24 protein-coding genes are annotated in these 25273 nt (G+C 44.9%); 7 read left to right on the top strand and 17 right to left on the bottom strand.

Features of this window, described 5'->3' with window-relative positions; all coding sequences use genetic code 11:
- Nucleotides 1-13: 13 nt before the first annotated feature.
- The 4 genes from D1155_RS06655 to D1155_RS06640 form a co-directional block, all read right to left on the bottom strand.
- Nucleotides 14-655: an HAD-IIIA family hydrolase gene (locus D1155_RS06655; RefSeq protein ID WP_160201611.1), complete on the bottom strand. Its 642-nt coding sequence runs from the start codon at nucleotides 653-655 to the stop codon at nucleotides 14-16.
- A gap of 15 nt (nucleotides 656-670) precedes the next feature.
- Entirely contained in the window at nucleotides 671-2842 is a 2172-nt protein-coding gene (locus D1155_RS06650) for a Tex family protein (RefSeq protein WP_160201610.1), read from the bottom strand.
- 1 nt (nucleotide 2843) lies between these two features.
- Nucleotides 2844-3951, bottom strand: a protein-coding gene (gene prfB / locus D1155_RS06645) for a peptide chain release factor 2 (protein WP_160201609.1) whose coding sequence is annotated in 2 segments (ribosomal slippage) — nucleotides 2844-3884 and nucleotides 3886-3951 — 1107 coding nt in all. Because the reading frame shifts where the segments join, the coding sequence is not laid out codon by codon here.
- 472 nt (nucleotides 3952-4423) lie between these two features.
- Entirely contained in the window at nucleotides 4424-4810 is a 387-nt protein-coding gene (locus D1155_RS06640; RefSeq protein ID WP_160201608.1) for a helix-turn-helix domain-containing protein, read from the bottom strand.
- Nucleotides 4811-4973: 163 nt separating this feature from the next.
- Here D1155_RS06640 and D1155_RS06635 point away from each other — a divergent pair, with 163 nt between their 5' ends.
- Nucleotides 4974-5363 carry a pyridoxamine 5'-phosphate oxidase family protein gene (locus D1155_RS06635; protein WP_160201607.1) on the top strand — a complete coding sequence of 130 codons (390 nt, stop codon included), beginning with the start codon at nucleotides 4974-4976 and terminating at the stop codon, nucleotides 5361-5363.
- 53 nt (nucleotides 5364-5416) lie between these two features.
- Here D1155_RS06635 and D1155_RS06630 read toward each other — a convergent pair whose 3' ends face one another.
- The 3 genes from D1155_RS06630 to D1155_RS06620 all read right to left on the bottom strand — a co-directional run bounded on the left by D1155_RS06630 (nucleotide 5417) and on the right by D1155_RS06620 (nucleotide 10528).
- A complete protein-coding gene (locus D1155_RS06630) occupies nucleotides 5417-5977 on the bottom strand; it encodes a 5-formyltetrahydrofolate cyclo-ligase (protein ID WP_160201606.1) in 561 nt (186 codons plus the stop codon).
- Between the two features lie 496 nt (nucleotides 5978-6473).
- Nucleotides 6474-9233: a preprotein translocase subunit SecA gene (secA, locus tag D1155_RS06625; RefSeq protein WP_160201605.1), complete on the bottom strand. Its 2760-nt coding sequence runs from the start codon at nucleotides 9231-9233 to the stop codon at nucleotides 6474-6476.
- A gap of 8 nt (nucleotides 9234-9241) precedes the next feature.
- Nucleotides 9242-10528 carry a hemolysin family protein gene (locus D1155_RS06620; RefSeq protein ID WP_160201604.1) on the bottom strand — a complete coding sequence of 429 codons (1287 nt, stop codon included), beginning with the start codon at nucleotides 10526-10528 and terminating at the stop codon, nucleotides 9242-9244.
- Between the two features lie 168 nt (nucleotides 10529-10696).
- Here D1155_RS06620 and D1155_RS06615 point away from each other — a divergent pair, with 168 nt between their 5' ends.
- On the top strand, nucleotides 10697-11671 hold the full coding sequence (locus D1155_RS06615; RefSeq protein ID WP_160201603.1) for a biotin--[acetyl-CoA-carboxylase] ligase: 975 nt from the start codon (nucleotides 10697-10699) through the stop codon (nucleotides 11669-11671).
- Nucleotides 11672-11955: 284 nt separating this feature from the next.
- Here D1155_RS06615 and D1155_RS06610 read toward each other — a convergent pair whose 3' ends face one another.
- Genes D1155_RS06610 through cobT form a run of 5 tightly spaced genes read right to left on the bottom strand, consistent with a single transcriptional unit; the run spans nucleotide 11956 to nucleotide 15428 of the window.
- A complete protein-coding gene (locus tag D1155_RS06610; protein WP_160201602.1) occupies nucleotides 11956-12582 on the bottom strand; it encodes a histidine phosphatase family protein in 627 nt (208 codons plus the stop codon).
- Nucleotides 12583-12595: 13 nt separating this feature from the next.
- Entirely contained in the window at nucleotides 12596-12976 is a 381-nt protein-coding gene (locus tag D1155_RS06605) for a bifunctional adenosylcobinamide kinase/adenosylcobinamide-phosphate guanylyltransferase (RefSeq protein ID WP_207709516.1), read from the bottom strand.
- Between the two features lie 18 nt (nucleotides 12977-12994).
- Nucleotides 12995-13753, bottom strand: a complete 759-nt coding sequence (locus D1155_RS06600) for an adenosylcobinamide-GDP ribazoletransferase (protein WP_160201600.1) — start codon at nucleotides 13751-13753, stop codon at nucleotides 12995-12997.
- Nucleotides 13750-14295, bottom strand: coding sequence for a bifunctional adenosylcobinamide kinase/adenosylcobinamide-phosphate guanylyltransferase (locus tag D1155_RS06595; protein WP_160201599.1), 546 nt, complete (start codon nucleotides 14293-14295; stop codon nucleotides 13750-13752). The genes D1155_RS06600 and D1155_RS06595 overlap by 4 nt, the downstream gene beginning before the upstream one ends.
- The gene (gene cobT / locus D1155_RS06590; RefSeq protein ID WP_160201598.1) at nucleotides 14295-15428 is read right to left on the bottom strand and encodes a nicotinate-nucleotide--dimethylbenzimidazole phosphoribosyltransferase; all 1134 of its coding nucleotides are present in this window, start codon (nucleotides 15426-15428) and stop codon (nucleotides 14295-14297) included. The genes D1155_RS06595 and cobT overlap by 1 nt, the downstream gene beginning before the upstream one ends.
- Before the next feature lie 342 nt (nucleotides 15429-15770).
- On the opposite strand from cobT, the gene D1155_RS06585 reads away from it, so the two are divergent.
- The 3 genes from D1155_RS06585 to D1155_RS06575 all read left to right on the top strand — a co-directional run bounded on the left by D1155_RS06585 (nucleotide 15771) and on the right by D1155_RS06575 (nucleotide 18020).
- On the top strand, nucleotides 15771-16697 hold the full coding sequence (locus D1155_RS06585; RefSeq protein ID WP_160201597.1) for a DMT family transporter: 927 nt from the start codon (nucleotides 15771-15773) through the stop codon (nucleotides 16695-16697).
- A gap of 198 nt (nucleotides 16698-16895) precedes the next feature.
- On the top strand, nucleotides 16896-17465 hold the full coding sequence (locus D1155_RS06580) for an HDIG domain-containing metalloprotein (protein WP_201759545.1): 570 nt from the start codon (nucleotides 16896-16898) through the stop codon (nucleotides 17463-17465).
- A gap of 3 nt (nucleotides 17466-17468) precedes the next feature.
- Nucleotides 17469-18020: a phosphoribosyltransferase family protein gene (locus D1155_RS06575; protein ID WP_160201595.1), complete on the top strand. Its 552-nt coding sequence runs from the start codon at nucleotides 17469-17471 to the stop codon at nucleotides 18018-18020.
- Nucleotides 18021-18070: 50 nt separating this feature from the next.
- On the opposite strand, the gene D1155_RS06570 is transcribed toward D1155_RS06575, so the two are convergent.
- Nucleotides 18071-18844, bottom strand: a complete 774-nt coding sequence (locus D1155_RS06570; protein ID WP_160201594.1) for an arginine deiminase-related protein — start codon at nucleotides 18842-18844, stop codon at nucleotides 18071-18073.
- Nucleotides 18845-19014: 170 nt separating this feature from the next.
- Nucleotides 19015-19773 carry a class B sortase gene (gene srtB, locus D1155_RS06565; RefSeq protein ID WP_160201593.1) on the bottom strand — a complete coding sequence of 253 codons (759 nt, stop codon included), beginning with the start codon at nucleotides 19771-19773 and terminating at the stop codon, nucleotides 19015-19017.
- A 93-nt stretch (nucleotides 19774-19866) separates the two neighbouring features.
- Between srtB and D1155_RS06560 the strand changes: the two genes are divergently transcribed.
- Both D1155_RS06560 and D1155_RS06555 read left to right on the top strand, forming a co-directional pair.
- Complete coding sequence (locus tag D1155_RS06560) at nucleotides 19867-20238, top strand: hypothetical protein (RefSeq protein ID WP_160201592.1); 372 nt, start codon at nucleotides 19867-19869, stop codon at nucleotides 20236-20238.
- Between the two features lie 22 nt (nucleotides 20239-20260).
- The gene (locus tag D1155_RS06555) at nucleotides 20261-21787 is read left to right on the top strand and encodes a phosphomannomutase/phosphoglucomutase (protein WP_160201591.1); all 1527 of its coding nucleotides are present in this window, start codon (nucleotides 20261-20263) and stop codon (nucleotides 21785-21787) included.
- Nucleotides 21788-21814: 27 nt separating this feature from the next.
- Here the strand turns inward: D1155_RS06555 and D1155_RS06550 are convergent, their stop codons facing one another.
- From D1155_RS06550 to D1155_RS06540, 3 genes are all read right to left on the bottom strand, one after another.
- Nucleotides 21815-22666, bottom strand: a complete 852-nt coding sequence (locus tag D1155_RS06550) for a hypothetical protein (RefSeq protein WP_160201590.1) — start codon at nucleotides 22664-22666, stop codon at nucleotides 21815-21817.
- Nucleotides 22667-23205: 539 nt separating this feature from the next.
- Nucleotides 23206-24276: a butyrate kinase gene (gene buk / locus D1155_RS06545; RefSeq protein ID WP_160201589.1), complete on the bottom strand. Its 1071-nt coding sequence runs from the start codon at nucleotides 24274-24276 to the stop codon at nucleotides 23206-23208.
- A gap of 3 nt (nucleotides 24277-24279) precedes the next feature.
- Nucleotides 24280-25131: a deoxyribonuclease IV gene (locus D1155_RS06540; protein ID WP_243153692.1), complete on the bottom strand. Its 852-nt coding sequence runs from the start codon at nucleotides 25129-25131 to the stop codon at nucleotides 24280-24282.
- Nucleotides 25132-25273: the final 142 nt, after the last annotated feature.

Genomic DNA, 25273 nt, shown 5'->3' with positions numbered 1-25273 from the left:
GATTCCCCAAATTCTAAAGAATGTCGTACAGATCTTCAGCTTTTGTGATACAGTACTCCGGTCTGTCAGGACCAGTCAAATCAGCTTCCGTAATAGCTTCTGCCCACCCCACCATAACCGCCTTCATGCCGGCATTGTGGGCACATTTAATATCGAACATGCTGTCGCCTACCATCAGCGTTTCCTCTGCCTTTGCACAAAGCCGCTCAAGGGCAATCAGCGCAGGCTCAGGATCCGGCTTATGTTTGTCCGTATCTTCACAAGTTACGATGCAGTCGATCACTTCCATGATACCAAACTTTCTAAGCCCGATCATCGTGGAGTTGCGCAGTCTGGAAGTTACAATGCCCACCTGATACCCCTTTTCCTTAAGACCCTGCAAAAGCTCTATCATGCCAGGGAAGGGCTCTATCATGTCCTCATAAATATCCTTCTGATGGCTCCTGTACATGTCGATGGCATCTTCCGAATTCATATCCGGAAAGTTCTTCACCATACTAATGCCCAAAGGCTCTCCGAAGGTCGCCTTAATATCTGCTTCATCGGCTTCTTTTCCATGAACCGTCCGAAAAACATGCTGCCAGGAATCAATAATCAGTCTATTGGTATTTGCAACCGTTCCGTCAAAATCAAATAAAATCGTCTTTATTGCCATGACAGGCTCCTTTTTCTAGAATTTCATCGTCAGCGCAATCTTTTTCTTCTCCGGATCTACGCTGAGAATTTTTACTTTCACAGTATCTCCCACGGACACCACGTCCATCGGGTGCTTGATAAACTTGTTAGAAAGCTGAGACACGTGCACCAGTCCGTCCTGCTTGACGCCGATATCCACAAAAGCTCCGAAGTCCACCACGTTGCGGACGGTTCCAGTTAGCTCCATGTCCACCTTCAAATCCTCAAAACTCCTAACGTCGTTTCTGAAAATCACCGGTGGCGCGTCCTCACGAGGGTCCCTTGCCGGTTTTTTCATTTCTGCGATGATATCACTTAGAGTCATTTCACCGATACCCAGATCCTCTGCCATTTTCTTTACACTTTCCGAAGGTTTTTTCGCAGGGTACGCCTCCCAAATTTTCTCATCGATATTCTTAGCGCCGCCGCATAAGATTTCCTCCTTGGTAATGCCGATTTTGTTCATCATTTCCTCGGCAGCTTTGTAAGATTCAGGATGTACAGAGGTACTGTCAAGAGGCTCGCTGCCGTCTGCAATTCGCATAAAACCTGCACACTGCTTAAACGCCTTTTCTCCCAGCTTGGAAACTTTCATCAGTTCTTTTCTGTTTTTGAATCTGCCGTTTTCTTCTCTATATGCCACGATGTTCTTGGCGATACCCATGTTGACACCTGCGATATAGGAAAGAAGGGACGGAGAAGCGGTGTTCAAATCTACACCGACTCTGTTTACGCAGTCCTCAACCACATTAGTCAGCGCTGTATCAAGCTGCTTCTGGTTGATATCGTGCTGATACTGTCCTACGCCGATGTGCTTTGGATCAATTTTTACCAGCTCTGCCAGTGGATCCTGCAGACGTCTGCCCAACGACATAGCGCCTCTGGTGGTAACATCAAGGTCAGGATACTCTTCTGTTGCCAGCTTGGAAGCCGAATAAACGGAAGCTCCCGCTTCGTTGACGATGGTGTACTGAATATCGTAATCGTGCTTTTTCAGGAAGTTTGCAACTACCTCTTCGGTTTCTCTGGAAGCAGTGCCGTTTCCGATTACGATGATATCCGTACCGAATTTATTGATAATCTTTTCCAAAGTTCTCTCCGTTCCAGCTACATCATTTTTTGGCTCGGTCGGATAGATGGTGGTGTAGGCTTTCAGCTTTCCTGTCTCGTCCAGCACCGCAACTTTACAACCAGTTCTGTAGCCTGGGTCAATGGAAATTATTTTCTTTCCCTTGACAGGCGGCACCATCAAAAGCTTTTCTGTATTCTTTGCAAAGACCTTTACCGCCTCAGTTTCCGCCCGTTCAGTCAAAATATTGCGCATTTCACGCTCGATGGACGGCGCAATGAGACGCTTGTAAGAATCGGCAATAGTCTCTTCCAAAAGACCTGTAAAGATAGATTTTCCGCGAATGACCTGCTTTGCGATAAGTCCTGTAATTTCTTCACTGTCGATAGCGACTTTTACTTTCAATTTCTTTTCTTTTTCACCGCGATTGACCGCAAGAACTCTGTGGTTCGGCATTTTAGCAATCGCTTCGCTGCTGCCGTAATACATTTCGTAGACAGTCTTCTCCTCCGGATCCGTTGCCTCTGTAGCAATCTGTCCTTTGGCAAAGGTCTTTTCTCTGATTGCCTTGGTCAAATCTGCGTCATCGGCAATCATCTCTGCAATGATGTCCATAGCGCCCTGCACAGCGTCTTCCGCTGTTTCCACTTCTTTATCCGGATTAATAAAATCTGCTGCAAAGTCCAGGGGATTACCTTCTTTCTTCTGCTGCGCATAAAAGATCATTGCCAGAGGCTCCAGTCCTCTTTCTTTTGCTTTGGATGCTCTCGTTGCCTTTTTCTGTTTATATGGCTTATACAGGTCTTCTACTCGCTGCAAAACCTCCGCTTTTTGGATTTCGACTTTCAGCTCTTCGGTCAGTTTGCCCTGTTCTTCAATGAGACGGAGCACTTCTTCCTTTCGGCTCTCCAGGTTGCGCAAGTACTGCAGTCTCTCGTCCATATCGCGAAGAGTCACGTCAGTCAGACCGCCGGTCACTTCCTTTCTGTAACGAGCGATAAAGGGAATCGTATTTCCCTCATCGATGAGCGCAACTGTGCTTTCCACCTGCGCTGTTTTGACTTTAAATTCACTTGCTAATTTTTCAATAATGTTCATATTAATCTTCGTCCCTCTGTTTCAGTTTTTCATTAATAAAGTAGTCGATATCTCCGTCCATCACTGCGCCTACATTGCCGACTTCTGCACCGGTACGGTGATCTTTTACCATGGTGTATGGCTGGAAAACGTAGGAGCGAATCTGGGAACCCCAGGTAATCAGGGAAAAGTCACCTTTCAGTTCCTTTAAGTTTTCCTTGTGCTCCTGCTCTTTCAGTTCCATCAGCTTGGATGCCAGAATCTTCATCGCCATCTCCTTGTTCTGGTGCTGACTTCTCTCGTTCTGGCAAGTTACTACAATGTGGGTCGGCAGATGTGTGATTCGGATCGCCGAATCGGTCTTGTTGACATGCTGACCCCCTGCCCCACTGCTCCTGTAGGTGTCAATGCGCAGATCCTCTGGGTCAATTTCTACAGACATATCGTCTTCGATTTCCGGCATAACTTCCAGCGCCGCAAAAGAAGTCTGTCTCTTTCCTGCAGAGTTAAACGGAGAAATTCTGACTAGACGGTGCACACCTTTTTCGTTCTTCAAATAACCGTAAGCATTTTCACCCTCTACAATTAAAGTTGCGCTCTTAATGCCCGCCTCGGTATCATCCTGCATGTCAACCAAAGTCACTTTATATCCTTTCTTCTCCGACCACCGGACGTACATTCTGTAAAGCATCTGCGCCCAGTCCATAGCATCTACGCCGCCTGTTCCCGCATGTACGGAAATAATAGCGTTGTTATGGTCGTATTTTCCAGATAACAAAGTGTCCAGTTTCAGTGTCTCCAGCTGCTGCTGCAGATTTCCGAAGGCTTCTACGATGGAGTCAGCTTCTTCCTCGTCTTCCATTTCTTCTGCCAGTTCCATCAGTTCTTCCATATCGTCAAGGCCTTTTTCCAGAGATTCATATTTTTCAAGTCTGGTTTCCAGGCTCTTCTTTTTCTTTAAAATGTTCTGTGCCGTGTCGGGATTGTTCCAGAATTCCGGATCCTCCGTCTGCACGCTGAGTTCTTCTAATTGCTTCCTAAGACCCGCAAGGTCAAAGGGACTCACCTACCTCTTTGAGATTCGCCTTTGCAATCGGCAGGTCAGATTTCATCTGATCGAATTGAATCATTTTCTCACATCCTTTACTGTTAAATTCATATTTTATTATTTTATCATAAAAATTCCGGCTTTACATCTGTTTTACACCGGTTTTCTAAAAAAACTGTGCCAGTGCGCCATGGCTTCGATGACTTTCACTGCGAGTCTGTTATTCACAAAATCTCCTCACCGAAAAATCTTAACTCACTTCCCGACTTTCTTCAAAAAATGTATAAAAAGAATCTCCCCACACCTCGCAGAACTTACATTTCACGCAAGATGTTATCTGTAAGGCATTGAATTCTACATAAAATGTAAGTTTTCTCGCGGAAATCCCCGAATTATATATGCAGAACACTATACACGGCTGAAATATTCTCTTGGGCTTATACATTTTTTGAAGATTCCATAGTTTTCGGTTAAGATTCGAGACTTCTCTTATACACTTTTATTGAAAAAACCGGATATAAGTTAAGATATCAAGCTGCGAACGCCGCACTTTGCTAAAATTTCTTCTGCACACCGCAATGCTGGCAGGTCCTTTCTTCTGCAGCCTTCGCATGATTCTCAAAATAGGGCTCTGCCCACTTTGCAATATCGATCAGCACCGGCAATACAGTCCTGCCCTTTTCTGTCAAACCATATTCCACCCGCGGTGGAATTTCATCGTAGGATCTTCGCAGTACAATTCCCTCTTTAATTAAATCCTTCAAATTTGCCGCCAGAACTGCGTCAGTTATATTGCGCATTTCTTTGCGAATTTCGCTATAACGCACCGGTTCTTTCCCCGCTAGTACACAAATAATACGGGATTTCCATTTTCCACCAAAGACTTCCAGTCCATATTCCAAAGGGCAGCGAATGTCCTTCTCCAGTTTTGCCTGATACATGCTTATCCTCCTTTTCCGTCAGTTTGCATTATATCAATTTTACTATTTTTTTACAAGTCACTATTCTTTTTAATAGTTACTAATAAATATAATCATATCTTATTTTTTAGTAGCGAATTTGTTATAATATGGTCAAACATACATTATTAGGAGGAATATTTCGATGTTAAGTGAAGCTGTAAAAAATTTACTCAATGAACAGTTGTGGTACATTGCCACCTTTTCCGACGAACCCAACGCTGTACCGGTAGGATTTAAGATGGTATCAGACGATGAAAAGCTGATTGTCGGAGATGTTTTCATGGAAACCACTGCAAAAAATATTCAGGCAACCGGCAAAGCTGCAGTTTCTGTATGCAACCCGGCTACTTCCGAGGGCTATCAAATCAAGGGTTCCGCCGAATACCTGAGCGAAGGTCCGGTAGTAGACATGCTTAAAAAGGTTGCCGCCGAAAAATTTGGCGGTGCGCTGGCCGCAAAAGGTGCAGTTGTTATCACCCCCGAAAAAGTGATTGTAACCACACCGGGACCGGATAACAAAAAAGAGCTGTAAGCTTGGACGCGAAAGAAATCCGCACATCTTCAAAAATGAACCGTGCGGATTTTTTAATATGTTCTCTCTTCCGTGAAAACCCGTTCCATCGAGTAGTCCCACTCATCTACAGGCAGTCTTTCTACCTTCTGCACTTCAAAAGCAGCAGCGATGACAACCGCATTTGCACACTGCGGCAGAAATCTATCATAGTAGCCAGCTCCCATACCCATGCGGTTCCCCTTTTCATCAAAGGCAGTACATGGACAAATCACCAGATCAATATCCTCCGGCGACACAACAATGGAATGCTTTCGCACTGGCTCCATGATGCCGTAGGCACCTTTTTCCCATGCACCTTCTTCTTTCTTTGGTTCCAGCGCAATCATCTCTCCCGGGCCTGTGCATAGCGGATAAACAAGCCGCTTACCGGCATGTTCTGCAATCTGTTCCAGCTTTTCAAGGCGCACTTCACCCCGCACACCCTTATATAACATGATGATTTCAGCCTCTTGAAACTCCGCCGAGACTGCGATGTGCTCCGATATTTTTGCGGACAACTCCTGCCTCTGTACACCGCCCAGGCAATCCCTTGCAGAAATTGCACTTTTGCGAATTTGCTCCCTATCGTTCAATTTTTCTCTCCTTACGTGATAACCAGCACAAGTTGTGCAAATTTACATGTTTACATCTTCCATGCACAACTCCAATCATCGTAAGTTGTGCAAGCGCTAGCAAAACCAAGATCCCTACACAACTCTAATAGCAAAATGCTTATATGTCCTCGATATTCGGCTTCGCCTCCGATTCAGGTTATGTGTCAGCGATAAAACAGCTCAAATTTACACAACCTTTCCCACCAAATCTTAAAGAAAATCAAAAAGTTGTGCAGAGGCATGATAAAAAAGCCAATCTGCACAACTGATAACTCTATGGGGTTTGCATCAAGCCTAAAAACGCTCAATTTTGCACAACTTTACTCCTCTTTCGCCTCCGCCGTCTTTGGCGGCATCAGCTCAGATAATTGGGCAACGTTTCGCTATCGCTTCACTCCTCCGGTCTCCAGTCTACAATCGACTGGCTCCCTTCGCTGTCCGATTTTCCATTCCCACTGAAGTGGGGGAAAATCAGCTAGGATCTCCCACAGCAGTTCTTATATTTCTTACCACTGCCGCATGGGCATGGATCATTTCTGCCGACTTTCGGCTGATCGCGTCTGTAGGTTTCCGGCTTGTTTTCCCGCTCCGGCACCTGCGCACCTTCTGGAAGCTGCCCTTCGCCCTGCATTGCTCGAACGGTATCGTCCTCAACAAAGTCTGATTTCGTTGCTTTTTCCGCTTCCATGATAGCACGGCGCTCTGTCTTCGTTTCAACAGTTACGTTATAGCAGTACTTCACCGTGTCTTCCTGAATTGCGCTGATCATCTGCTCAAACATGTCAAAGCCTTCTTTTGCGTAAGCTGCAGCAGGATCCTGCTGCCCCAAAGCACGCAGACCGATACCGGATTTCAGCTGATCCATAGCGTCGATGTGATCCATCCACAGATTATCTACGACACGAAGAAGAATCATGCGCTCAACTTCTCGCATCTGCTCCGCACCGATTTCAGCTTCCTTCAACTCATACAGTTTTTCAAACTCAGCGATAACCGACTCACGCAAAGACTCTTCTGTCATATCGCGAAGTTCTTCTGCTGTATGGGAACTCTTTCCGCGATAATTTGCGGTAATCTTGCGCAGGTTCTTGTTCATCGTCTCAAAATCCCATTCCTCAGGGAATTTGGAATCTACTACAATCGGATCGATGATTGCATTTACAATCGTCTTCATCATATTGATGATATACTCTCGCAAATCTTCACCAAAGAGCACCTTGCGGCGTTCTTCGTAGATGATTTCTCTCTGCTTGTTCATGACATTGTCATACTGCAATACATATTTTCTGATGCCGAAGTTCTTGCCTTCCACCTTTTTCTGTGCACCTTCGATGGCACGGGAAAGCATGCCTGCTTCAATCGCTTCATCCTCTTCAAGCCCCATTCTGTCAACCAGCTTCTGCATTCTCTCGCCGCCAAAGAGGCGAAGCAGTTCATCTTCCAATGAGATAAAGAACTGAGTCTGACCAGGGTCGCCCTGACGACCGGAACGACCTCGCAACTGGTTATCAATACGTCTGGATTCGTGGCGTTCAGTACCGATGATGCAAAGCCCGCCAAGTTCCACAACTTTCTGCTGTTCTTCTTTTCTCTCTTCCTTAAACTGCTGATGCAGCTGATTAAATTTTTCTCTGGCTTCATTGAGCGCCGGATCATCAGATTTGATAAAGCTGGATGCGAAGGAAATCTCTTCGTCAGAATAGCCCTGCTTCTTCATTTCCCGTTTCGCTTCAAATTCCGGATTGCCACCCAGGATAATATCGGTACCACGACCTGCCATATTAGTCGCAATGGTTACCATGCCAAGGCGACCTGCTTCTGCAACGATTTCGGCTTCCTTATCATGCTGCTTCGCATTGAGCACGTTGTGTTTTACACCGCGCTTTTTTAGCATATCGCTGATCATCTCGGATTTTTCAATAGAAATGGTACCTACCAACACTGGCTGTCCAGTTTCGTGCACCTGGGCAACTCTATTTGCGATAGCTTTGACTTTACCCCGCTCTGTCTGGTAAACGGAATCGTCCAAATCTTTTCTGGCGATTTCGCGGTTGGTTGGAATCACCACGACATCCATATTGTAGATGTCGCGGAATTCCTCTTCCTCAGTCTTCGCCGTACCGGTCATGCCTGCCAGCTTGTTGTACATTCTGAAATAATTCTGCAAAGTGATGGTTGCCAGCGTCTTAGATTCTGAGCGAACCGCTACTCTTTCCTTTGCTTCGATTGCCTGATGCAGACCGTTGGAGAATCTTCTTCCGAACATAAGACGACCGGTGAACTCGTCAACGATGATGATTTCTCCATCTTTTACGATATAGTCTACATCTCGCTCCATCAGATTACGCGCCTTCAGAGCCTGCAGCACGTGATGGTTGATCTCCATATTCTCAGGGTCGCCATAGTTATCCACCTTAAAGAAGGCTTCCGCCTTGGCAACGCCTTCATCCGTCAGCGCTACCTGCTGGTCTTTTTCTTCTACCGTAAAGTCCGTTTCCTTAGTCAGCGTCGTAACAAAGCGGTCCGCAGTTTTATATAAATCCGTAGATTTTGCACCTTTGCCGGAAATAATCAGCGGCGTTCTAGCTTCATCTACTAAAATGGAGTCGACTTCGTCAATGATGGCAAAGTTCAGGTCGCGCTGCATGAGTTCTTCCTGATAAATTACCATATTGTCTCTCAAATAATCGAAGCCGAATTCGTTATTGGTTCCGTAAGTGATATCCGCCATATAAGCAGCTTTTCTCTCTTCGCCGGAGATTCCGTGAATAACACAGCCCACGGAGAGCCCCAGGAAGGAATAGAGTTTACCCATCCATTCTGCGTCACGCTTTGCCAGATAGTCGTTGACTGTAATCACATGCACCCCCTTGCCTTCTAAGGCATTGAGGTATGCTGCCAGCGTTGCCACCAAGGTCTTACCTTCACCAGTTTTCATTTCGGAAATTCTTCCCTGATGTAAAACCACCCCGCCTATCAGCTGTACGCGGAAATGTTTCATGCCCAGGCTTCGCACCGCCCCTTCACGGCAGACCGCAAAAGCCTCTGGTAAAATGTCATCCAGTGTTTCACCATTTGCAAGCCTCTCCTTCAGTTTTGGCGTCATTGCCTGCAGTTCCTCATCGGATAACTTCTGCATATCCTCGTCTAGTGCCTCAACCTGATCTACTATTTTAGATATTTTCTTAATTTCTTTTTCATTTAGATCACCAAAGATCTTTTCCATCAGTCCCATAGTCTGTATTAATTCCCCTTTCTGTTCGTCTGCTCTTCTTCAGGTTTTTCCGTAACTCTTAAATTAATTTCAATTGCTTTGCGTTCGTCAGCCTTGATAACCCGACCTTCAAATAATTTATTTCCTACTTCATATTCAAAAGTATCTCCCGCCTTCGGCAGTTTATCAAGCTGCAGTACAACCCAGCCGTTGACGGTAGTTGCATCTAGCTCTACCTCTTCATCAAAGTAATCAAACATTTTCTCTACGTTAGTACTGCACAGGACTCTATAGCTTCCATCCTGCAGCTGCGTAATCTCCTGAGATTCCACTTCGTCATGCTCGTCGTAAATATCACCGACCAGCTCTTCAATAATATCCTCCATCGTGACAAGCCCCGCCGTCCCGCCGTATTCATCGACGATAATAGCGATATGGGTTTTGTTCACCTGCAGCTTTTTTAAAAGATCTGCCGCTTTCATAGAACCTGCTACGTAAACTACAGGTTTTACATAGTCAGAGATTGTCTTCTTAGAACCAGAAATGTAATTGTGAAAATCCTTCTGATTGAGAACTCCCAATATCTTATCCAAATCATCCTCATAAACCGGCAATCTCGAATAGCCGGTTTCCATAAACATCTTCGCTACATCTTTCTTCGTAGAATCAATTTCGATTGCCTTAATATCTACACGGGGTGTCAGCACATCCCACGCTTCAAGTTCATTAAATTCGATAGCATTCTGAATCAGCTCGCTTTGCTCTGCCGCCAGATTCCCTTCCGTTTCAGCTTCCTCCACAATAGTCAAAAGCTCGTCTTCCGTAATTCCCCTGTTATCTACCACCTTAAAAATCTTCGCAAGAAGTTTCTTCCATTGGCTAAAAACGAAGTTGATTGGCGTTAAAATCACCATCAGCACATTGATAAAACCTGATGAAAACATAGCAAAACTTTCTGGACTCTCCTTCGCCAGGCTCTTTGGAGAAATCTCACCAAAAATCAATACGACGACGGTGACAACTACAGTTGAAAGTGTTGCCCCATATTGCGGCGTTAATTCCAGAAATAAAGCTGTCGCAACTGCGGTCATCCCTATATTTACAATATTGTTTCCGATTAAAATCGTCGAAAGTAAATTATCGTATTTGCTTTCTAACTCCAATACTCGTTTTGCTCGTTTATCCCCATCTCCTGCCAGATTCTTCAGTCTGATCCGGTTAAGCGATGTGAACGCCGTTTCTGTTGCCGAAAAATACGCCGACAAAACCACAAAAATAACAATAATCCCGATAGAATACCCTATATGACTATCCATATATTTCCTGTTTTCCTCCTCATATTTTGAATTAAAAAAAGGTACTTGTAACATAGTATTTTACCACATATATCAAAAAAAATAAAGGATTTCACACAAACTCCAACTTTTTTCTGATAGGAATTCGTGCTATACTAAGCATATAAACAAAATACGGAGGAATACGACATGTCCACAAAAACCGAACTTTTAAAACTGCTCAGTGAAAATACAGGAATCTTTCTTTCCGGTCAGAAAATCGGAGAAGAATTACAGGTTTCCAGAAACGCCATCTGGAAAGCTATGAAGCAGCTTAAAGATGAAGGTTATCATATAGAAAGCAAGCCCAGCGTCGGCTATCGTCTAAAAACAAAGAGCAACATTCTCACCGATGCCTCTGTCGTCGGCGATCTTCGCTACCCCTGTGATCTGCGCGTCTTTGACACCGTGGATTCCACCAACAATGTAGCGAAGGAAATCACCGTTGGAAATAAACCCGTTATGGTGATTGCCAACAAGCAGGAAGCCGGCAGGGGTCGTCTGGGCAGAATGTTTGCTTCACCCTCAGGAACTGGACTGTACATGACCATTGCCCTGCGACCAACCTTTGATTTGAATAAATCCCTCTACGTTACTATGGCCGTAGCTGTGGCAGTCTGCCGCGCCTTGGAAAAAGTAGCCGGCGTCAAAGTAAAAATCAAATGGGTCAATGACCTTTTTTATAAGAACAAAAAAATCTGCGGCATCCTCACAGAGGCGCAGACCAATTTTGAATCAGGAAAAATTGACAGCCTGATCATTGGGATCGGTGTCAACTGTTTCCCCGGCAGCTTTCCAGAAGATCTGAAAGATATCGTCGGCTGTGTATCCGACAAGAAGAACGCCTTCTCCCGCGGAAAGCTGGCAGCTGAAATCTATAATCAGACTCTAGAAATACTGGAAAATCTAGAAAGCAAGTCTTTCCTCATCGAATACCGCACAAAGTGTTTTCTCTTAGGCAAAAATATCCGTATTCATGCCAATCTTAATGAAACATCCATTAAAGCCAGAGCCATCGATATCGACGATAATGGCGGACTGGTAGTGGAATACATGGAAGGTCCTAAAATGCGTCAGATTGAAACCCTCACCACGGGGGAGGTATCCGTGCGACTAGAAGAATAGCTGCTTCTGCCCTGTGGAAAAATACATATTTTCAAAGAAAATCCCGAAAATGTGCATATTAGTCTGCATATTTTCGGGATTTTTGCGTTATATATGCACATTCGCCGCACCGAACCGACAATCCGGCTGCTATTTCAGAGGTTTTTATTGAAAAAAATGCATATCAGGAGAAGAAACATCAAAAATATGCAGATTTCCTCAAGAGTTTATGCATATTTTAGGCTCTTTTCCCGGATATATGTACAAGTAGTAAAAAACCTTTTGATTTTTATATATTTATTGGATTATTTAATTTCCTCAAAGGAAGCCGGCTCGCCATCTTTAAATTCCACTGCATAGCCGAATCCTGGCTCCGGCATCCAGTCCCACATGCTGCCCTTTGCTGCCGGAAAAAGTTCCTGCATAACGGCAGAAATTACACCGCCGTGACAGATTACGACTGTGATTGCGTCCTTGCCGTCGTGGCGATGAGAAAGTTCTTTCAAACGGTGATAACCGACAAGTTCCCTAAGGCCGGCAGAAATTCTGGCTGCAAAGGCATTTTTCGTCTCGCCGCCAGTCAAAACCGCCTCACCGGTCTCGTCCCAGCACCAAGCAGAAAATTCCTCATTATCCTTTAGCTCCTCGTAGGATTTGCACTCGTGATCTCCAAACTCCATCTCCCGCAAATTGCGAATCACACCATGATTACGCTCTCCAAAAATCAGCTCAAAGGTTTGCTCCGTGCGCAAAAGTCCTGTCGTATAGCAGTCTGCGTCCTCCGGAATTTGCGGATATATGCCGCCAGAAGCAGCTTTCTCCAGTGCCGCGATACCTTCATCCGCCAACGGTAAGTCCGCCGCACCGTAAAACCATTTCTTCTGATTTCCCTCCGTAATTCCATGTCTGATCAGGTAAATTTTTGATACCATTGTCTCACCTTAATTATTTAATCTTGCTGCCGATTCCGCAGAAAATACGAATCACTTCGTCTGCCTCCTGCCCCAAATAGGTCATACACCTGCTGGTAGCCTCTCTCCATGCCCGTTCGGTCTTGTCCATAGGCACCACTCCCTGAGAAATATCATCGCAGATAATAATTTTGTCCCGCAGCTTATCAATATTGTCTTCCAGACACTCCTTCGCATTGACATCTTCCTTAATGCATGCCAGCACAAAACGGTCCAGATTATCAATAACCTTTCTATCAAAGTTCAGCACCATGGACTCCATATCGCAATGGTGTACATCTTTTTCCGTCAAGTCGTAGTTCTTTAGCGCATAATCCAATTTTCCCTGATACGCACCACCGAAAATAAAAATCATTTCTTTTCCCATCCTTTCCTAAAGCACCGCCAGCGCAAAAATGCCTGCCAGTTCACCGATACAAATGGTATACCCCGCAATATCGCCGCTCATACCACCTAATTGTTTCCTCGCATAAAGACATGCGATAAAGCCGACAACAGCAATCACTGCGCTGCAAATCAGCATCTTAATCCATCCTGCGCCTAGAAGCACAGAAAGCCCCATTACAAGCCCTGTTTGCAGCAGCACGGAAAGCCGATACTTCCATCTGCCCGGAGCTTTGTAGTCTTCCACATACTGGCTGTGCCCAATAGGCTGATACACAAGCACCGCAAGTCCGCTAATCGCCCGGCTTACCACAGGTAAAGTCAAAAGATCTGCATAGCTAATTCTATAAATCGCCGTCGACATAGCTGCAAACCATGCAAGAAGCAGAAACGCTACCGTCACCACCGCAAAAGCACCGACTGTGGAATCCTTTAGAATCCTCTGCCGATCTTCTAACGGACGTCTGGACATAATTGCATCGTTGCAGTCCATAAAGCCGTCCATATGCATAAACCCGCATATGGCAAAAATATAAAACATCATAAGGAAGCTGATCAAAAGCGGTGATAATTCTATCCGCAGCATGATCCAAAACAGTCCCATCCAAAGTAAACCGATCACCAGCCCGATGGATGGCAGAAATGCCAGCATCATGTTTTTTAACTGGCTGTCCCACCGTTTATACGGACAGGGAAGCGTAATAAAATTTCCCCATGCCATAAAAAAACCAATTATAAATTTCTTCATTTATCTTCCTCACAGTATTCGTATATATGTCCAAAAGCCACTTCGATGACTTTGTCACAGGTCTTCGCAAGGGTCCTGTCGATGAGCGCCAGCGCCTTTCTATAGCTTTCCGTATAAGAATCAAATATTCTACCATCTGAATAAATATAGTCCGATACGAACACTGTATTTCCCGTCTTTTCTGCAAAGCGCACCAGTTCTTTGCAAACCCGCTCGCCTGCACCAAGGTCAATAGTTCCATCCTGCCTGAACATCTCGTTGGAAAGCAGCGCCGTCACACTGTCAAGAAGAAAGGCTCCACCTGCGTCCACTTCTCCATCCAAAGCTTTTTCAATCTGGATTCCCTGTTCAATGGTCTCAAAGCCCCATCCCTCCCGGTCACCGATGTGTCGGGTAATTCGCTCTCTATCTTCATCGTCGGTAGGAATCATGGTTGCCAGATAATACAAAGGAACTCCTTCCTCCTGAGACATTCTCTTTGCAATCCGCTGGGCATACATGGACTTCCCATTCTTGCAGCCGCCGCTGATAAATACATTCATTAGAATAATTTTTCCCTTCTAATTTCTTCTAAGTAATCGCCGTCAATAGACGCTTCTTCCAAGGTCTTCATGATATTCATGGATGCAATGGCAGTTTCGATAATTTTAAATGCAATCGGGCAGCCGCTTCCTTCTCCAAGACGCATGCCAAGATCAAACATCGGCGCAAGACCCAGTCGATCCATTGCAATCACATAACCGATTTCGTAGGATTTGTGGGAAGCAAACATATAATCCACCACCCTCGGATTCAGTTCCTTGGCAACACAAGCCGCAACAACGGAAATAAAACCGTCAATTATAACCGGAATCCTGTAAATACCTGCACCCAAAAATGCACCTACCATAGCACAGATATCGTAGCCTCCAACTTTTGCCAGCTTCTCTATAGGATCGCTCATGCACCAGCTGTTGACTGCATCGTCTACGATTTTCAGCTTCTTAGCAAGTCCCTCATCGTTAAGTCCGCCGCCTCTGCCAACTACGTCCTTTGCAGGTGCGCCGGTCAATGCGCTCAAAACTGCAGAACTGGTAGTCGTATTTCCGATACCCATTTCACCGACGCCCATAAGCTGTACGCCAGCTTTTTTTGCCGCCTCCGCTGCTTCAATCCCGATGAGGATAGCTCTTACCGCTTCCTCTCTGGTCATAGCGGCTTCCTTTGCCAGATTCCGCGTACCGTTTGCAATTCTTCTATTTACAATCTTGACAGGAATCTTTCCCTCTTCTGTCAGCATAGCATCCGTATAAAGTTCCTGCGGAATTTCCATGGCAACGCCCACATCAGTTACTAAAAGATCAATGCCATAATACTTTGCCATGGAGCTGACTCCGGTATATCTTCTGGTAAAATTGATAGTCTGGGACAAAGTAACAGACTGCGGTGCAGACGCGACGCCCTCTGCAACGACACCATTATCTGAAGACATGATGACAACACACTGCTTCGACACATCATTTCCTACAGCTTTTCCGGTAATCCCTGCAATTTTTATGGAGATATCCTCAAGCTTACCTAAACTTCCCGGCGGTTTTGCCAGGTAATCCTGCCGCTGTTTTGCTGCTGCCATTGCCCCTTCATCCAAGGTTTCTATTTTTCCAATTAGCTCAAATAATTTTTTTTCGTTGCTCATCTTTTGTAACCTTTCTTCTACATCTCTCTTTCATTCACAATAAATCTATTTTACCACAATTCCAAACGAGGGAAAAGCACGGATTTTTCATTGAAGCCTATAAACACATCAGCATATAGGACGGCAGATAAACTGTTTGGCCTTCTTTTCTGTAATTTCTATGTCGCTTCAGTCAGTTTTTGCGCCACTGTATTTTCAAAAAACATGCCTTCATTTGTACAAAATACAACTACCCCTTTGCTTTTTTGTATGAAAAAAAATGTTCTCCGCTTGTAATGTTTTCCTTTTTTTAATATAATTGAGATACGAAATAATTCTGATTAATAAAGAGGATTTAATTTTATGAGTAAAAAAATGCGCAGTAACATCTTACTGCTGATTACAGCAGTCATCTGGGGTTCCGCCTTTGTTGCCCAAAAAGCGGGCGCTTCATTGGAGCCTTTCACATACAACGGAATTCGTATGTTTATCGGCGGGCTTGTGCTGATTCCCGTCATTTACGTGTTTAAAGCACTGAGCAAGGACAAAGAGGAAGCACCTAAAACAGAAGCGGAGCTTGCCGCTGAGAGAAAAACCCTCATCGTCGGGGGTATCTCCTGCGGTGTCGTCCTATGTATCGCTTCTACCCTGCAGCAGTTCGGACTATATTTTGAAACTAGTGCCGGAAAGGCTGGATTCATCACATCCCTTTACATCGTCATCGTACCGGTACTGGGTTTATTCCTGCGACAAAAGGTAAAACCTATTGTCTGGGGCTGCATTGTCATGGGCGCATTCGGATTCTATCTGCTGACCATGGCAGGAAAAGGAGAAGGCTTTACCATTCATACCGGTGAACTGTTTGTTCTGATTTGTGCAGTCGCTTTTTCTTGTCACATTCTGGTAGTTGATCACTTTTCTCCAAAATGCGACGGTATCAAGCTTTCCTGCATCCAGTTCCTGACCGCCGGTATAATCGGAATCACATGTATGTTCATCTTTGAAACACCGATACTTGCAGATATTTTAGACTGTTGGCTGCCGATTCTGTACTGCGGCGTCATCTCCTCAGGTGTTGCCTATACTTGTCAGGTTTTAGGTCAAAAAGACGCAGAGCCTGCTGCGGCCTCTTTGATTCTAAGTCTGGAATCTGTATTCTCTGTGCTCTTCGGCGCACTGATTCTAGGCGAACGGCTCACACTGCTGGAGGGGCTGGGCTGCATTGTCATCTTCATTGCAGTTATAATACCACAGCTTCCATCCAAAGAAGAGCGCTTACAGGCAAAATAACAATAATAAGCACACCACTTCCAAAAGTATAATAAGAAACGCGAAATTGGGTCAGTTCCACTGTGCCCCTTTTCGCGTTTTCTGAAGAAATCACCAACCAAAGCAAACGCGCAGGTCTTGCAAGACTGCGCGTTTTGTCGTATACTGAAAGTATCAAATTGGAAATACCAAAACTTAACAGAACAGGAAGTGATACCAATGATTAATCGAAAGGAAGCTTTGGAACTTTTGAAAAAATATAACAAGGAGGAGTTTCACATCCATCACGGCATTACACTGGAATGTGTCATGCGCTACATGGCGAAAAAACAGGGATTTGACGAGGATGCGGAATTCTGGGCAATTTGCGGATTGCTGCACGACATCGATTTTGAGATGTGGCCGGAAGAGCACTGCAAAAAAGCGCCGGAACTCCTGCGTGAAGCCGGTGTGGACGAAGCGATTATCCATGCGGTTTGTTCCCACGGCTACGGTCTATGTTCTGACGTAGAACCGACCCACCTGATGGAAAAAATCCTATTTGCGGCAGACGAACTGACCGGACTCATCGGCGCTGCTGTTATTTTGCGCCCTTCCAAAAGCTGCAAGGATATGGATTTAAAATCTTTAAAGAAAAAATTTAAGGACAAGCGCTTTGCTGCAGGCTGTGACAGAGATGTCATCAGAACCGGCGCTGAACAGCTGGGCTGGGAACTGGAAACACTCATGGCTGAGGTCCTCGAAGCCATGCAGGCTTGCGAAGACGAAATCGCAGAATTGGAGAAATAAATCATGTTTTACGAAATGACCATTGCAGGCTGCAAGCGCCAGCTGCCTCTTTGCAAAATCAACGATGAACTTTATATCGGCGCATTCATCATGTTCAGCGATGTAGAAATTACTCGCGCCAGCGCCGCTGCGCTGCTTGAAAAAGCACCGGAATTTGACGTGATTATTACTGCGGAATCTAAGGGTATTCCCCTTGCTTATGAAATGGCAAGACAAGCTGGCATCAACGATTATATCGTTGCCAGAAAGGGACCGAAACTCTATATGCAGAATGTCATCACCACAGAGGTGGACTCTATCACTACCGACCACATTCAGACACTGTGCCTGGGTCAGACGGAAATTGATAAAATGAAAGGCAAAAAAGTGCTTATCATCGACGACGTCATCAGTACCGGCGAATCTCTGCTTTCTATAGAAACCCTGCTGAAACAGGTCGGCTGCGAAATCGCAGGCAGAATGGCAGTCCTTGCAGAAGGCGAGGCTGCAGACCGAGACGATATTATTTTCCTGGAAAAACTTCCTCTTTTCAACGCAGATGGAACAGTAAAATAGCATACAAAAAGCTGCCAAGGGGAAACCCACAGGCAGCTTTTTTCACAATTTTAGAATCTCAACGACAGGCAAGTCAGACTTCCGTCAATCTTTCTAAATTCTCCGGTGTCCACCAGTACAATCGGGTATCCTAAATCCTCGATGATTTTCTGTGTCTTAGGATAGCCTTCCGGTACAAGTACTGTGCCATTGATGTTCATACTGTTGATTGCATAAAGCTCGTCTGTATCGACGACAAACCGGTTAAAATCCTTGAACGCAGGCATCTCATTCATAACAGGCGTAACCAGCATGTTGTTATTTTCAAGATAGATGACAAAGTCCTTCAAATGCAGCCCCTCTGTTACAGGAACAGTTGAAGAAGTGTAACCGAATTTCGTCACGATATCATTAAACTGCTTTGCGCCCTCTTCATTAGTACGGTCAGACAGACCAACATAGAAGTGATCCCCAACTCTCATGACATCGCCGCCTTCCATGGTTCCCGGTGCTTCGATGTAGAAAATCTGAGAATCGTCGTAAAACTTTTTGATTGCTCCGATAATCTCGTGTTTCTCCCCGTTTCTTGAATCCGTCGCCGGATTGGTAATCACTGCGCAGCGCTCCATCACGACCGCAGGGTCCTCTACAAAACAGGAATCCGGAAATCTTTCATCTGCCGGAAGTTCTGTAACCTCAAGTCCCAGACTGCGAAGCACCTCCACATAGTGGTCATGCTGCTTTACCGCATTCTCATAATCTGGCGTACCGTCACAGAACTGCGCAGTAGAAATCCCGTCAATTAATGCCTTACATGGCTTTCTTGTAATCGCCCTTGTAAACATACACTTCCTCCTCAAAATTTATCTTTTTCTTAAAGTTCTTAACTATATTTTTACTATACCGCAAACCGAAAGATTTTAAAAGCGCATATTTATCATAGATTCCATGATTTTAGCACATAAAAAGACACCCAATCCTCATGGATTGAGTGTCTATCTTCCTATATGTTATTCTATTTTTCTGTCTCGTCGTCTTTTTCTACCAGCTTGCCATATACCACAAGTCTGGCGTCTTCAAACTCATAAGTGCAGGTACTGAGCATCACAATCCGATCTTCTGCGCTTACCTCCACCTCATCAATATTGATCAGGCTGTTCTTCTTGATCTGTGCCAGATAGTTGGCTTTTTCCTCGTAGCTGTCAAACTGACATTTGTACATCGGGCTGTCCGCCGGTATACGAATCACACCGAAAATCTCAACATCATACTCGTGTTTCGGTGTAATCAGCTGCATCACCGGATGCTTGTCATAATATCGCTTGCTCTCATATTCTGTCAAAGAGTGGAACATGCTACCGTCTTTCATGCGGTGTCCATAAATTATCGTATTAAAGTCTCTGAAAGGCTTTTCCACGCGGTAATCGATAAACAGTGAGCCTTTTCCATTCCACTCTCCGTTTACCATGCGGTACAAATAGTAGCTGTTATCGTCGCCCTGCACTACCGGATAATTGATAACCGTACCTTCTGAATAAAGCCATGCTTTCACATCCTTGTTCTGCTTCCGCAATGCTTTGAAATTGATGTTCTCTATATCCTCCATATCTTCTATGCCAGCAAGAAGCTGCAGCTGTTCATAAGCTTTGGTTCCCTCGTGATACTCGCTTAAAATTCCCACGATTTTATAGATACAGACACCGATAATAATCAAAAGCACAAGGATGATAATTTTATATATAATTTTACCTTTCTTTTTCTCCTGCTTCTCCATAAATCTCATCTCCTTTGTCCTTATTGTATCATAAAATAATTTCCATTTCATTGTTTTGCGCATAATTTTTTCTCAGGGTCAAATATTAAATCCATGGAATTGATAGTATTTATTTTAGGCGGCGTTTTTTATGGTCTTACGGAAATTCTTTATCGTGGATACACGCATTGGTCCATGGTACTGACTGGCGGTGCCGTCGCCTTCACTTTTTATTTGCTGACACCGTTTCTCCTTCATACGAACATTTTCTTTGCCGCAGCGGTCGGCGCTCTCATCGTAACATTTTACGAATTTTCTATGGGCGTTGTCGTAAACCTGTGGCTGCAGTGGGATGTCTGGGATTACTCTGCACTGCCCGGCAATATTTTAGGACAGGTCTGCCCAAAATATACAACCTACTGGTTTGTATTATGCCTTGCCTTCTTCGCATTGATAAAATATAATAAAGGTATATTTCTATACTGAAAATGCGACAGGAGATTTCATTATGCCAAGATATGATTACGGTAAGCTGCAAAACGGCAGTGATATAAGAGGAATTGCTTTAGAAGGCGTAGAAGGTGAACATGTGAACCTGGACACTGAAGCCGCAGGAAGAATCGCCAGAGGATTTTTATTCTGGCTGCACCATACCACTGGTAAAGAAGCAGCACAGCTGACGGTTTCTATCGGCAGAGATCCGAGACTTTCCGGCGAAGCTATAGTAAAAGCATTCTGCGATGCCCTCGCGCCATACGGCTGCAAAATTTTAGACGCAGGACTGGCTTCCACGCCCGCCATGTTTATGTCCACTATCTTTGAAGAGTATCAGTGTGACGGTGCAGTTATGGTAACCGCCAGCCATCTTCCCTGGAACCGCAACGGCATGAAGTTTTTCAGCAAAGAAGGCGGACTTAACAAAGGCGATATCGCTGACATTATTACCTTTGCAGAGTCCGACTCAGTACTTAATTCAATCAGACCCGGCGCGCCATCGGAAATAAAAGAAATTCCGCTGCTGGATACTTATGCTGCCCATCTGCGCAAACTGATTACAGACGGCGCTGCCGCCGGCGACACGCCGCTTTCCGGCATGAAGATTACCGTAGACGCAGGTAATGGCTCCGGCGGATTTTACGCGGAAAAGGTACTAGCGCCACTGGGTGCGGACGTTTCTTCCAGTCAGTTCCTTGAACCGGACGGACATTTTCCAAACCATGCACCGAATCCGGAGGACAAAAAAGCCATGGCGGCGATATGTCAGCAGGTTCGTACCTGCGGTGCCGATTTGGGGCTGATTTTTGATACGGATGTGGACCGTTCCTCTGCGGTCGATGAGCACGGCAACGAAATCAACCGAAACGGCATTGTTGCAATGGCTGCGGCTCTGATTGCAGATCAGTACCCGGGTACAACCGTTGTTACAGACAGCATTACCAGCAAGCAGCTGACTGCTTTCCTTAAAGATACGCTCGGTCTTTCTCATCTGCGGTTTAAGCGCGGCTACAAAAATGTGATTAACAAATCCATAGAACTCTGCGAATCCGGCGTAGACAGTCAGCTCGCCATCGAAACCAGCGGTCACGCAGCATACAAAGAAAATTATTTTCTCGACGACGGCGCTTACCTCGCCACAAAAATTGTCATCAAAGCAGCGCTGCTGTTTCGTGAGGGGCGCGGCATCTCCAGTCTAATTTCCGAGATGAAAATGCCAGCAGAATCCATCGAAGTTCGTTTTCCGATTCTGGCAGAGGACTTTGCCTCCTACGGTGACCAAATTCTAAAAGATTTGGAAATACTGGCAGACTCCGGTCAAATCAAAGGCGCTTCGCTGGTAACACCAAACTACGAAGGGGTTCGCATCGACTTTGCCCAGCCGTCTTGCACTGGCTGGCTCCTTCTTCGCAAATCTCTGCACGATCCAATCATGCCACTGAATATCGAATCCGATGTGGAAGGTGGTACCGATGAAATCCGCAGAATGCTGAAGCCTCTGCTGGCAGGCTACGATAAACTGGATATCAGTAAGTTATAAAATTAGTCAATGCACGCTGTCGCAGTCTCATATTGCGGCAGCGGTTCTTTTCTCCGCAATTCCGCCCTTTGCGAAGTGCGGCAAAATCTGCGTTTCAATAATATGATTAATAAGAACGCTGCTCACATTCTGGTTGCTGTCGTCCATAGTTAGAATCAGATTTTTACCAATTGTATATCCGTTTTGCTGATAGATATTTAGTTTTTCTGCAGTCCTCTGACAGTACCCTAAATCCGAGAGCAATCCCAAATGCTCCCAAATTATTACATTCCCATCTGGAAGCAGAATTGTGAAATCCGGATAAATCACACTGCCTACGCCTTTCCGATAAACGAAAATCTCCTCATAGTGAAACGGAATCCCATAGGCATAAAGCGCATTGGCTATCAGCTGCTCTGATTTAGAGCGCACCAACTCTCCATAATCCGTTTCGTGTTTGTGGCTCAGCGAATTAAAAGGGGCTTTTTTATAGGGCTGATTTAGCCGGGCTTCAAGAGTCTTCTTCTCTCGTAACTTGATGATTTCACAATAAGTTTCCGGGAGTTGCCGTAAAATATCATTAATATCTACTGCTTTATAATATCTTCGCAATTTGCGTAAAAACCGTAAGTTCGATTCACATCTCTGAGAAATTTTCTTTGCTAGTTGTTTTTCAACTAACTGCAAAACAAAACCCTTATTGTCTGTAATGTTCTTTTGTACCTGCTTTTTATTCTCCCCTCGACCATCTTCTCGATTCCAATAATAGCTGGTAATAAACTTGCGTTTTCTCGCGGAGATATACCCCTTGGGTGCAGACTCTAATTTACTATTCCATTGTTTCAAAAGCTGCTCTTCTCTTCGAATTTCTTGCTCTATTAATTGAAAAAAATTTCCCATCCTTCTCCCCTTATTATTCTCAGTTTTTTCCATTTTTATTATAAAATAACATATTCCCTTGCGTTCTGTCAATATATTTTCCGTTTTTTGATATTATTAACAATAATTTCCTTAGCTCTCCAGATGGTGAATTGTTACGCACGCCACTTTTAAGTCGTTTCTTCTGTATTATAGCGTTGGTCTCTAATAAACTGCCACATTCCTGCATATTTTCTTTTAAACTTGCACGAAACACGAACTTAGACTACTTTAGGTCTCTTCTCTCCTGTGATTCTCCGCCATAACAACAATATCTTCTTTAAAAACATGGCAGGAGACTCCGATTTTCTGCCATCATCTCCATAAATGCCTATAAAACATGGCGTTTCTTTGGCGATAAACGCCATGCATTCGAAATCGAATTAAGAATATGGCACTTTCCAGGTAGTTAATGCCATATTCTCAAAATTCTATCAAGAATATGGCACGGCAGCGAAGGTGCAAAACCTTTGCAAAACAAAACCCCATGGTTTCCCATAGGGCAGTTCACGTTACTACTATTAATATTCTTTCGCTTCCTCTTCACCCTGCAGCATGCGCAGCGCACCGGCAGCGAGGGCTTCCATTTCACTTTCACCAGCCATGACGACAATTTCTCCGATATGTCCGCAGTAGTCCGCAATCATGCCAGTCAACTTAGAAGAGTGAGCAATTCCACCAGTTAAAATGATGAAGTCCACCTTTCCTTTCAACGTGCAGGACAGCCCTGCAATAGCTTTTCCGACTTGCAGCGCCATCGCTTCATAAACAAGTGCAGCGTAATCGTCACCGGCAGCAATTCTTCGCTCAACTTCCCTGCAATCCTTTGTTCCAAGGTAGGAATAAAGGCCTCCGCGGCCACTGATGAGCGCCTCTATATCTGCCTCCGTATGCTGCCCGTCAAAGCAAAGCTTTTTCATCAGCAGAAGCGGCACGCCTCCGGAACGCTCCGGCGCCATAGGTCCGTCATCATAGGAGGCGACATCGATTACCTTTCCGTCTTTCCAGGCATTCACTGTAATACCGCCTCCCATGTGGCAGACGATGAACTGCATTTTATGGTAATCACCGCCCAGTGATGTCGCATGTTTAATCGCCTGAGCCCTAGAGTTAAGCAGATGAGTGGCACCATACTTCTCCACCTCAGCGATACCTGTAATTTTCACAGTTTCCAAAAGATCGCATCCCATAGTCGAATCGTAAATATACGATGGGGTCTCCAGTGGCTCTGCAATAGCAAATGCAAGGAGTGCACCTAGACTAGAAGCGTGCTGCGGAATATCCGCACTTGCCATTCGCGCACAGAGTTTTTCGTTGACCTGATAGCCGCCGCCTGAAAGCTCATACACCATACCACCGCGACCAACTACTGCAGACAAATTCTTTAAATCATACCCTTCTCCCTGCAAAAACTCCAAAATCATATCCTTCCGATAATCCTTCTGCGCTGCCACGCAGGAAAAAGCATTAATTGCCTCATCATCATGGACAATGTTTTTTTCCAGCAATCTCTGCTGCTCTTCTCCCCTGTAAACAGCAATTTTCGTAGAAGTCGAGCCGGGATTAATTACCAAAATATCCTTTACTTCCATCCTTTATTCTCCTTCCTCCCGCAGCATTGCAATTTCTCTGCCATAGCCCGCAAGGTCAGGCTGCGGCGTTTCCAAAATACACGGTAGTCCCAGCAGTTTCGGGTGGTTAATCACACGCAAAATAGCGGCTTTGCCGATTTTTCCTTCCCCAATACAAGCATGTCGGTCCTTGCGTGCTCCTACTTCATTCTGACTGTCATTGATATGAAGCGCCTTTAGCTTACCCAGTCCGATGATCCGATCAAATTCCGCCAGCACTCCTTCCAAATCCGTAATGATATCATAGCCGCCGTCGCTAATATGACACGTATCCAAGCATACACCTATTTTCTCTTCACATTTTACACGGTCAATAATCGCTGCCAGCTCTTCAAAACGACCGCCGATTTCACTGCCCTTACCTGCCATAGTTTCCAGTAAAATTGTGGTAGACTGCTGCGGTGTAATAATATCGTTGAGCAGGTCAGCAATCATTTCGATTCCTTTTTCTGCGCCCTGACCAACGTGGCTGCCTGGATGAAAATTATAATAATTTCCCGGTAAATACTCCATTCTTTTCATATCCTCAGACATTACCATATGCGCAAACTCCCTGGTTTTCGCAGTCGCAGAACACGGATTCAGCGTATAAGGTGCATGTGCCACCAGCTTGCCGAAATTATATTCCTCCATGATAGCAAGCAGATTTTCTGCATCTTTCGGATCGATCTCCTTCGCTTTTCCACCTCTGGGATTTCTCGTAAAGAATGCAAATGTATTGGCGCCTATGCTGCAAGCGTCTTTTCCCATGGCTGCAAAACCCTTCGAACTAGAAAGGTGACAGCCGATATATTTTTCCTGATTCATCTTATTCATAAAGTCCATTATACTCGCCCCGGTTCTTCTTGTCAAAAGAATCGCCACAGTATAAAGTTATAAACTTGAAGGTTTGTCAAACATATGTTACACCGTCATGCAAAAAATTAAATAAAGTATCTTTAGGAGAAAGCCACTTTAA

The sequence above is a fragment of the Anaerotruncus sp. 80 genome, from assembly GCF_009936115.1.
Taxonomy (GTDB): domain Bacteria; phylum Bacillota; class Clostridia; order Peptostreptococcales; family Anaerovoracaceae; genus Senimuribacter; species Senimuribacter intestinalis.
Note: the sequence above shows the minus strand (reverse complement) of the source record. Positions and strands in the feature narration are given on the sequence as shown.

Excerpts from the sequence above, each read along its gene's own strand:
- srtB (WP_160201593.1), bottom strand. The coding sequence starts at position 19,773 with ATGGAGAAGCAGGAGAAAAAGAAAGGTAAAATTATATATAAAATTATC.
- D1155_RS06580 (WP_201759545.1), top strand. The coding sequence starts at position 16,896 with ATGATTAATCGAAAGGAAGCTTTGGAACTTTTGAAAAAATATAACAAG.
- D1155_RS06655 (WP_160201611.1), bottom strand. The coding sequence starts at position 655 with ATGGCAATAAAGACGATTTTATTTGATTTTGACGGAACGGTTGCAAAT.
- D1155_RS06640 (WP_160201608.1), bottom strand. The coding sequence starts at position 4,810 with ATGTATCAGGCAAAACTGGAGAAGGACATTCGCTGCCCTTTGGAATAT.
- D1155_RS06575 (WP_160201595.1), top strand. The coding sequence starts at position 17,469 with ATGTTTTACGAAATGACCATTGCAGGCTGCAAGCGCCAGCTGCCTCTT.
- secA (WP_160201605.1), bottom strand. The coding sequence starts at position 9,233 with ATGGGACTGATGGAAAAGATCTTTGGTGATCTAAATGAAAAAGAAATT.
- D1155_RS06610 (WP_160201602.1), bottom strand. The coding sequence starts at position 12,582 with ATGGTATCAAAAATTTACCTGATCAGACATGGAATTACGGAGGGAAAT.
- D1155_RS06560 (WP_160201592.1), top strand. The coding sequence starts at position 19,867 with ATGGAATTGATAGTATTTATTTTAGGCGGCGTTTTTTATGGTCTTACG.
- D1155_RS06605 (WP_207709516.1), bottom strand. The coding sequence starts at position 12,976 with ATGATTTTTATTTTCGGTGGTGCGTATCAGGGAAAATTGGATTATGCG.
- D1155_RS06540 (WP_243153692.1), bottom strand. The coding sequence starts at position 25,131 with ATGAATAAGATGAATCAGGAAAAATATATCGGCTGTCACCTTTCTAGT.
- D1155_RS06595 (WP_160201599.1), bottom strand. The coding sequence starts at position 14,295 with ATGAATGTATTTATCAGCGGCGGCTGCAAGAATGGGAAGTCCATGTAT.
- buk (WP_160201589.1), bottom strand. The coding sequence starts at position 24,276 with ATGGAAGTAAAGGATATTTTGGTAATTAATCCCGGCTCGACTTCTACG.
- D1155_RS06650 (WP_160201610.1), bottom strand. The coding sequence starts at position 2,842 with ATGAACATTATTGAAAAATTAGCAAGTGAATTTAAAGTCAAAACAGCG.
- D1155_RS06620 (WP_160201604.1), bottom strand. The coding sequence starts at position 10,528 with ATGGATAGTCATATAGGGTATTCTATCGGGATTATTGTTATTTTTGTG.
- D1155_RS06570 (WP_160201594.1), bottom strand. The coding sequence starts at position 18,844 with ATGTTTACAAGGGCGATTACAAGAAAGCCATGTAAGGCATTAATTGAC.
- D1155_RS06550 (WP_160201590.1), bottom strand. The coding sequence starts at position 22,666 with ATGGGAAATTTTTTTCAATTAATAGAGCAAGAAATTCGAAGAGAAGAG.
- D1155_RS06615 (WP_160201603.1), top strand. The coding sequence starts at position 10,697 with ATGTCCACAAAAACCGAACTTTTAAAACTGCTCAGTGAAAATACAGGA.
- D1155_RS06555 (WP_160201591.1), top strand. The coding sequence starts at position 20,261 with ATGCCAAGATATGATTACGGTAAGCTGCAAAACGGCAGTGATATAAGA.
- cobT (WP_160201598.1), bottom strand. The coding sequence starts at position 15,428 with ATGAGCAACGAAAAAAAATTATTTGAGCTAATTGGAAAAATAGAAACC.
- D1155_RS06635 (WP_160201607.1), top strand. The coding sequence starts at position 4,974 with ATGTTAAGTGAAGCTGTAAAAAATTTACTCAATGAACAGTTGTGGTAC.
- D1155_RS06600 (WP_160201600.1), bottom strand. The coding sequence starts at position 13,753 with ATGAAGAAATTTATAATTGGTTTTTTTATGGCATGGGGAAATTTTATT.
- D1155_RS06585 (WP_160201597.1), top strand. The coding sequence starts at position 15,771 with ATGAGTAAAAAAATGCGCAGTAACATCTTACTGCTGATTACAGCAGTC.